Annotated in this window: 8 protein-coding genes; all 8 read right to left on the bottom strand. The window is 69.3% G+C overall.

The window, feature by feature from the left end; genetic code table 11:
• Nucleotides 1-12: 12 nt before the first annotated feature.
• The 8 genes from ACFVHO_RS19770 to ACFVHO_RS19805 all read right to left on the bottom strand — a co-directional run bounded on the left by ACFVHO_RS19770 (nucleotide 13) and on the right by ACFVHO_RS19805 (nucleotide 6209).
• Complete coding sequence (locus tag ACFVHO_RS19770) at nucleotides 13-1206, bottom strand: tyrosine-type recombinase/integrase (RefSeq protein ID WP_385715942.1); 1194 nt, start codon at nucleotides 1204-1206, stop codon at nucleotides 13-15.
• Nucleotides 1207-1278: 72 nt separating this feature from the next.
• A complete protein-coding gene (locus ACFVHO_RS19775) occupies nucleotides 1279-1494 on the bottom strand; it encodes a helix-turn-helix domain-containing protein (RefSeq protein ID WP_125263115.1) in 216 nt (71 codons plus the stop codon).
• Between the two features lie 165 nt (nucleotides 1495-1659).
• Nucleotides 1660-2925, bottom strand: a complete 1266-nt coding sequence (locus ACFVHO_RS19780) for a DUF3631 domain-containing protein (protein ID WP_385715945.1) — start codon at nucleotides 2923-2925, stop codon at nucleotides 1660-1662.
• A gap of 367 nt (nucleotides 2926-3292) precedes the next feature.
• Entirely contained in the window at nucleotides 3293-4216 is a 924-nt protein-coding gene (locus ACFVHO_RS19785) for a bifunctional DNA primase/polymerase (RefSeq protein WP_385715948.1), read from the bottom strand.
• Between the two features lie 89 nt (nucleotides 4217-4305).
• On the bottom strand, nucleotides 4306-4758 hold the full coding sequence (ssb, locus tag ACFVHO_RS19790; RefSeq protein WP_385715951.1) for a single-stranded DNA-binding protein: 453 nt from the start codon (nucleotides 4756-4758) through the stop codon (nucleotides 4306-4308).
• A gap of 340 nt (nucleotides 4759-5098) precedes the next feature.
• Nucleotides 5099-5482 carry a hypothetical protein gene (locus tag ACFVHO_RS19795; protein WP_125263121.1) on the bottom strand — a complete coding sequence of 128 codons (384 nt, stop codon included), beginning with the start codon at nucleotides 5480-5482 and terminating at the stop codon, nucleotides 5099-5101.
• A complete protein-coding gene (locus ACFVHO_RS19800) occupies nucleotides 5479-5691 on the bottom strand; it encodes a hypothetical protein (protein WP_385715954.1) in 213 nt (70 codons plus the stop codon). Before ACFVHO_RS19800 ends, ACFVHO_RS19795 begins: the two co-directional genes overlap by 4 nt.
• A 17-nt stretch (nucleotides 5692-5708) precedes the next feature.
• Entirely contained in the window at nucleotides 5709-6209 is a 501-nt protein-coding gene (locus tag ACFVHO_RS19805; protein WP_385715957.1) for a hypothetical protein, read from the bottom strand.
• Nucleotides 6210-6211: the final 2 nt, after the last annotated feature.

A 6211-nucleotide genomic window follows, 5' to 3' on the forward strand; every position in this document is an offset into this window, starting at 1 on the left:
AGGCGCATTGAATCAGTCCTGCCCGGAGGGTTCCTCACCCTCCGACTCGTCGTCGCCGAAGATGTCGTCCATGGCCTCCGCTCCGTCGGAGATCACGGGCCGCAGTTGCTTGCGGTAGACCCGCTCCGTCGTCACGCTGCCGCTGTGGCCGACCAGGCGGGCGATGACTTCGATCGGGATCCCGTGGTCGGAGAGCAGGGACACGAAGCTCGTCCTCAGCTCCCGCGTGGTCCACTCCCCCGGGTTCTCGAAGCCCGCTTCGTGTAGAAGTGCCCGAAAGTTTCGCCGTACGTCCGTGGCATCGCGCCTCTTCCCGGTCCCGGTGGGGAAGACGAGCCGATCGTCCGTCCACTCGCTGCCCGTCGCCCGGCACTCGGCCTGCTGTCGTTCCTTCTGCGCCTTCATCACGAGGGCGGCTTGTCGCGGCATGGCCAGGGAGCGGCGGCTGCGGTGCGTCTTGGTGTCGCCGTGCCGGCGCACGGAGCGCCAGACGTCCACGTGCGGTTTGTCCGTGGCCTCGTGCGCGAAGTGGACGTGTGCCCAGGTGAGGGGGCGCGCCTCCTCTGGACGGACTCCCACGAGGAGAGACAGCACCACGTAGGTGTGGATCCAGGTGCCTTCCTTGGCACGCAGAACTGCCTCACCCTGCTCGAGGGACAGGGACTTGCTCGGTCGACCAGGTTGCCCTTCGGGTAAGTCGACCAGATCAGCCACGTTCCGTACGGCCCTGCCGCGTCTCTGCGCGTGAGCGATGGATCGACGCAGGATCGAACGCACCATCCGCAGTGATTGGGTCGACAGCACTTCCGCCCGGTCTTCAAGCCAGTCGTCTACATCATCGGCTTCAAGATCCCGCAGCCTGGCCTTACCCAGGTGTGGAATAACGTGATTGTCAGCCAGGCTTCTGTACGTCCCGATACTCGTTGCTTCCTTCCCTTTGAGCCCCTGGGAGAGCCAGTCATTCACCGCCTGGGCAACTGTGTAGCTGGCCGGTGCCCTCGCCCCGCGGGCGAGTTCCTTCCGCAGCTCGCGCAGCTTCTGGCGCACTTCAGTCTTGGTCTTGCCCGACACCTTCGGACGCTTCCGGCTGCCGGACGGGGTGTATCCCAGCGATACCGCGCCGATGTACCTGTTCTTCGACTTGTCCCAATAGATCGAATCGTCTCCGTGCCCTGCTCTGCTTCGCTTCGCAGGTTTCTCGGTCATGCGGTCGTACCCTCCGTGGGCAAAAGGCAGGGCCGCACCCGGAGCGGGTGCGGCCCTGCTCAGTTCTCAGGATCAGGTGGCGGTTTCGGCCTCGCGCTTGAGGAGTTCGACGTACTCGTCGATCCACTCCGGGGGAACGAGGCGGCGACGACCGCGGCGAACGGTGCGCAGACGTCCCAGCCGAATCTCGTCGTACGCGGCGGTGCGGCCGATGCCGAGAAGCTCGGCCGCGGCTTCCACGCTGTGGAGACGGCGCTGCGTCACGGCGGCAGGAGCGACCGCTTCCATGCGTCCTCCTCGTAGCTCGCTCATGTCGGGCCCTTCTGGGAATCCGCAACATCCGCCACGCCGCAACATTGCTGGTCAGCGGCTCGAATCTGTGGCGGATGCCGATTGTGTTGCGGATAAGTGCCGCCACGCGCGGGCGCGGCGGCGCCTATCGGCTGTGGCCGGTCAGCCGACGCTGCGCAGTGGCCGTGTGTCGGTTTCCGTGAGCATGTGGCGGCTCTCGGATGGGCCTTCCGCCACAGATTCACCCCTGTTGACCTGCGGTGTTGCGGATGTTTCGGCTGTTGCGGATTCTCCGGGGGGAGGGGGGCAGTAGCGGGCCCAGGCGTCGCTGAGGTCTTCGGCGTAGTAGCCCTTGGGGGTGCCGCTTCCGACGCGGATACCGCGGGGGCGGATGGGGGTGTTGTCGGGCCGGACGTACTGGCTCAGGAGTTTGGACAGACCGCGAGCGGTGAGCGGCTTGTGGTGCTGGCCGTCGTCGCTCAGGTCGGCCCACGGGGCGTCGTCGAGCCTGAGGAGTACTTCGAGGATGGCGGCGGTGGGCATGCGGTCGGCGCCGCAGAACACGTGGTCGCGCAGGTCGGTCAGCAGCCGCACGCCGAGGGAGGCTTCGTCACCTTCCTGGGCGGCCTTGATGAGGGCGACGCAGGCGGCGCGGGCCCGCTCGGGCCAGTGGCCACCTGCCGCGTCCGCGACGGCGAGGAGCGGCTCCCACACGTCGGCGGGGCGGTCCGAGACACCCTCGGGCATCTCGGGCCACGCCTGGGAGACCTGTTCGTGGAGGGTGGCCGTCCAGTCGGCGAGCTTGTCCCGCAGGGCGTGGCCCTGCTTCTCGTGGGTGCGGCGCCGGTAGGGCTCGCACTTCTCATTGGGGGCTTTCTTGCGCATGCGGATGATGACGGAGCGGGTGAGGATCGTGTCCGGAAGAGAGCCGAGTCCGGCCATAGCAACGGCGCAGAACGAGGAGAACCATTCCGTGGTCTGGTTGGAGCCGTCGCCGACGCAGCGCAGGGACTTGGCGCCGCGCCGGTAGCCGGAGTTGAGGAACCCGCGGACCTCTTCATTGCCGCCGGCCTTCTGGCCGAAGACGGTGTCGATCTCGTCGAAGAGGATCGTGGGGGTGCCCCCGTCGGCCGCGACCAGCCGGAACAGGGCGTTGGCGGAGGCGTTGACGGTGGTCGCCGCGCGCGGGGTGAGCGTTTCGACGATCTCCAACGCTCGTGACTTGCCCGAGCCCGGTTCGGGGCTGAGGAAGGCCAAGCGGGCGGTGCCGTCAAGCGCGTCCATGAGGTGGGCGTGGGCGTCCCACAGGGTGACGGCGACGTAGGCGTGTTCGGTAGGGAAGATGTTGAAGCGGCGGTGGAACGCTTCGACCTCGTTGAGCAGCGCAGCTCCGTCAGCGGGCGGGGCGGGTGGGTTGGTGCTGGTCACGCGGCGTTCCTCCCTTCCTGAGTGGTGCGGAGCGGGCAGTGCTCGCGGTGGGCTTCGTGGTCGTTGATCAGAGCGAGCACCTTGCGGCGGCCGATGGCGCTGCGGTTGCGGCCGCACAGGCACGTGGAGGCGGCTGTGGGGGTAGCGCCACGGGGTGCGCAGATGTGGAGCCAGGCCACGGCGAAGCGCCCGTCACTGCACGGCGGGGTGCTCGAGGGCTGGTCGGGGGCAAGGGCTGAAAGGACGCCCTGACGGGCGGCCCTTTCTCGGCCGCACCCGTGAGCCGGTCGTGCCGTGATGTTGGCGGTGCATGGGTGATCAGTGGTGGCGGGACGGCTTTTCAGGCCCCCGCGGGGCGCGGTGGTGGTCATGCTGTCGCTCGCGGTCGGCAGGTGCGGATCGACCAGTTGAGGGCGCTGTGGATGGTGGTCCTGCACTCGCCCGGGGAGAGTCCGGCCGCCTCCCCCGCGGCCTGAAAAGCCGTCTCGACCACGTCCCGGGGGATCTCACCCCAGGCGATGAAGCGCCCCATGGCGCGGGCGCCCGACAACAGCCGGTTGTTGCGCCCGCCCTCGGAGGTGCCCCGGACTGCGGCAGTCTCCCGTTCCAGGGACGCTTCCGCACGGCGGGTGGCCTGCCCGAACAGGAGGAGCGGAGCGGGCATCCGGTCGGACGTGGGCGAGGACTGGAGGTGTTGCAGCAGCCACGCGGGCAGATCCGCCACCGGGGCGCCGTTGATGACCTCGTAGGTGCCTTGGGAGGTGGTGCTGCCGGCGGCCACGATGTTGCCGCCCCAGGCTCGGGTGTCCACGTTCGGGGCCACGGTGCGGGCGGTGTTGAACAGGCGGATGCCTGGTCGGACCGTGTAGTACAGGTGCCGTCCGCCGCTGGGGGTCCGCACCGTGTAGGTGAGCGGGACGGGCTGTCCGGCGCGCTCGCAGAGCGCCTCAAAGGACGTCGCGCCGTCAGGCGCGTCCGAACTGTCCTTCCCCGCCTGGTCCTTGGATACGTCCAAGTCGACGACGATCAGGTTCGAGGGACCCGTGGCGATGCCGACGTTGAACGCGCCCGCAGTCCAGGCCCGGCGGATGCGGCCGGGGTCGATGGTGGCACGCTGCTCCCACTTTCGGTGCCCGTCGGCGCACTCACTAGTCCGGGGGCAGGCACGCTCACCGTGGAGTGCAGAGCCCTTACCGCCGGGCCGCAGCGGGTGCACGTGCCAGCCGCGCGCGGCTGCGGCCAGGGCGGCGGCGAGGAGGTGTGCTCGCCGCGCGGCAGTGTGATGGGTCATGCTGGAGGCCTCCAACAGGTCTGTTGTGGACTGGTTGGCCGGGGCGACCGCGTGTCTTTGGCGAGATCGGGCGGTCGCCCCGGGCGGAGCTAGAACGGAATGTCGGCGGTCTTCTCGGCGGGCTTGCCCGCGGTGTTCCACGCATCGTCACCGGTGGCCGGGGCGGACGGTGCGGTCCGCTTGGCGTTGACGGTGACGGTGGTGAAGCGCAGGCTCGCGCCGATGTCGTCGACTTCGACGGCGAGCATGGAGCGGTTGTCGCCCTCGGGGGTCTCCCAGTTGTGCTGGCGGATCCGCCCCGACAGCACCACGCGCGAGCCCTTGGTCAGGGACTCCGCGACGTGCTCCGCGAGGGAGCGCCAGGCGGCGCAGCGAAAGAACGTGGTGGTGCCGTCCTTCCACTGGCCGGAGTCCTTGTCGAAGGTGCGCGGGGTGGAGGCGATGGTGAACTTCGCCAGGGCGGATCCGGTGGTGGTGAACTGCACTTCGGGGTCGGCGGTCAGGTTGCCGATGACCGTAATCGGGGTCTCGCCGAACGACATAGGGCTCTCCTTGCCGAGTTGCAGGATGAGGGGGTGCAACGGTCGTTGCGCCGCAGGTTGCGGTAGATGTTGCGCTAGGAGGTTGCGGTAGGTGTTGCGCCACGGTTTTCAGCCACGCCGTGTTCGCGCAGGTCACCGCGTGTTTCGTGGAGTGGTAGAGGGCTGACATCCCCTCTACGGCCGCTCTCCCCTGCCCTGATGCAAGAAAAAAAAGGGGGGTGGGGCGTGGGCAGTGCGGCGGTTTCGGGGACCGGGCGATCGGCCTTGTTGCGCGCTGGCCGGGGCCCGCGCGCCGCGCCGTCGCCGGACCACACCGGTGTGGTCGTCGGGAGTTGTTCCTTCAGCCGTCGCAGACGGTGAAGGTGGGGTACCAGGTGGCGAGTTGGTAGAGCTCCAGGACCTCAAGGAGGAGTTCGTCGACCTCACCGGTGGGGTCGTCGAGGTCGGCGACCATGACGCGCGGCGGGAACTGAAGCCGGGCGTGGATGGCCAGCCGGTGGGCCGGGGCGTCGTCGGGGTCGATGCCGGCGCGCAGCGTCCACACCTGACCGGGCTCGGCCAGCGTGACGGGGTCACCGTGCAGGACGCGGCCGACGGTGAGCTGCAGGGCCACCGGTTCGGGCAGCAGATCTTCGCGGGTCAGTTCGTGGGCGCGGGCGTAGATGAACGCGCGGGCCTGGTCGGCCCCCAGGACTAAGTCCAGGGGCGTGGACGGGATGATCATGCGCAGTGCTCCTTGAGGGTGTCGGGGTGATCGGTCCGGATGACAGCGAAGGTGTCGTCGATCGCGTCGTAGTGGACGTGCACCGGTCCCGGCGCCTCCGCGCGAACCTCGGTCGCGCGGTGATCGGCGAGCAGCGCGGCACGGGGGTTGCCCGCGGGGTAGGCATCCAGGCGGATCGGGTGATGTCCGGCGCAAGAGCGGCAGGCCATCGGTTGCCTCCTGTGGGTCAGCCGTAGAAGTGGCTGCGTTTGATGACGGCCTTGCGGATGTTGACCGTGCTCCCGCCATCCGAGACCGCGCGGGCCGCAGGCGCGCGCAGGAGAAGCAGGAGGAGAAGCACGAGCCAGAGGCCAGCGCCGGAGGCGAACCCGGCGGCGGCGCTGATGGCCTGCCCGGCGCCGTAGCCGACTCCAGCGGACAGCGCGCCACCGCCGATGCCGCCGCCGATGAGGCGCTGTGCGACGGGGTCGAGCAGCGGCAGCGGGGACAGGTCGCGCGGTTCGGTGGCCAGGACGGGCGGTGGGGCGAGGTGCTTGGGCATGGGGACCATGCGCCCGTAAGCGTCGGGCACCCACACCACCGGCCCACGCTCGACGCCCGTCTGAGCAGGCACCGGCGGCGCCGTGTACCGCTCAACGGCCGTGATCGGGATGGGGTGATGGACTTCGGGGGCTGTGGGCCGCTCGGGGTGGGACATGCGGTGCTCCCTTCCGGCCTGGCCGGGCATCC

The sequence above is a fragment of the Streptomyces sp. NPDC127108 genome, assembly GCF_042677545.1.
In the GTDB taxonomy this organism is placed as follows: domain Bacteria; phylum Actinomycetota; class Actinomycetes; order Streptomycetales; family Streptomycetaceae; genus Streptomyces.

Coding starts and splice junctions, on each gene's coding strand:
- ACFVHO_RS19805 (WP_385715957.1), bottom strand. CDS start 6,209: ATGCCCGGCCAGGCCGGAAGGGAGCACCGCATGTCCCACCCCGAGCGG.
- ACFVHO_RS19795 (WP_125263121.1), bottom strand. CDS start 5,482: ATGATCATCCCGTCCACGCCCCTGGACTTAGTCCTGGGGGCCGACCAG.
- ACFVHO_RS19770 (WP_385715942.1), bottom strand. CDS start 1,206: ATGACCGAGAAACCTGCGAAGCGAAGCAGAGCAGGGCACGGAGACGAT.
- ACFVHO_RS19775 (WP_125263115.1), bottom strand. CDS start 1,494: ATGGAAGCGGTCGCTCCTGCCGCCGTGACGCAGCGCCGTCTCCACAGC.
- ssb (WP_385715951.1), bottom strand. CDS start 4,758: ATGTCGTTCGGCGAGACCCCGATTACGGTCATCGGCAACCTGACCGCC.
- ACFVHO_RS19785 (WP_385715948.1), bottom strand. CDS start 4,216: ATGACCCATCACACTGCCGCGCGGCGAGCACACCTCCTCGCCGCCGCC.
- ACFVHO_RS19800 (WP_385715954.1), bottom strand. CDS start 5,691: ATGGCCTGCCGCTCTTGCGCCGGACATCACCCGATCCGCCTGGATGCC.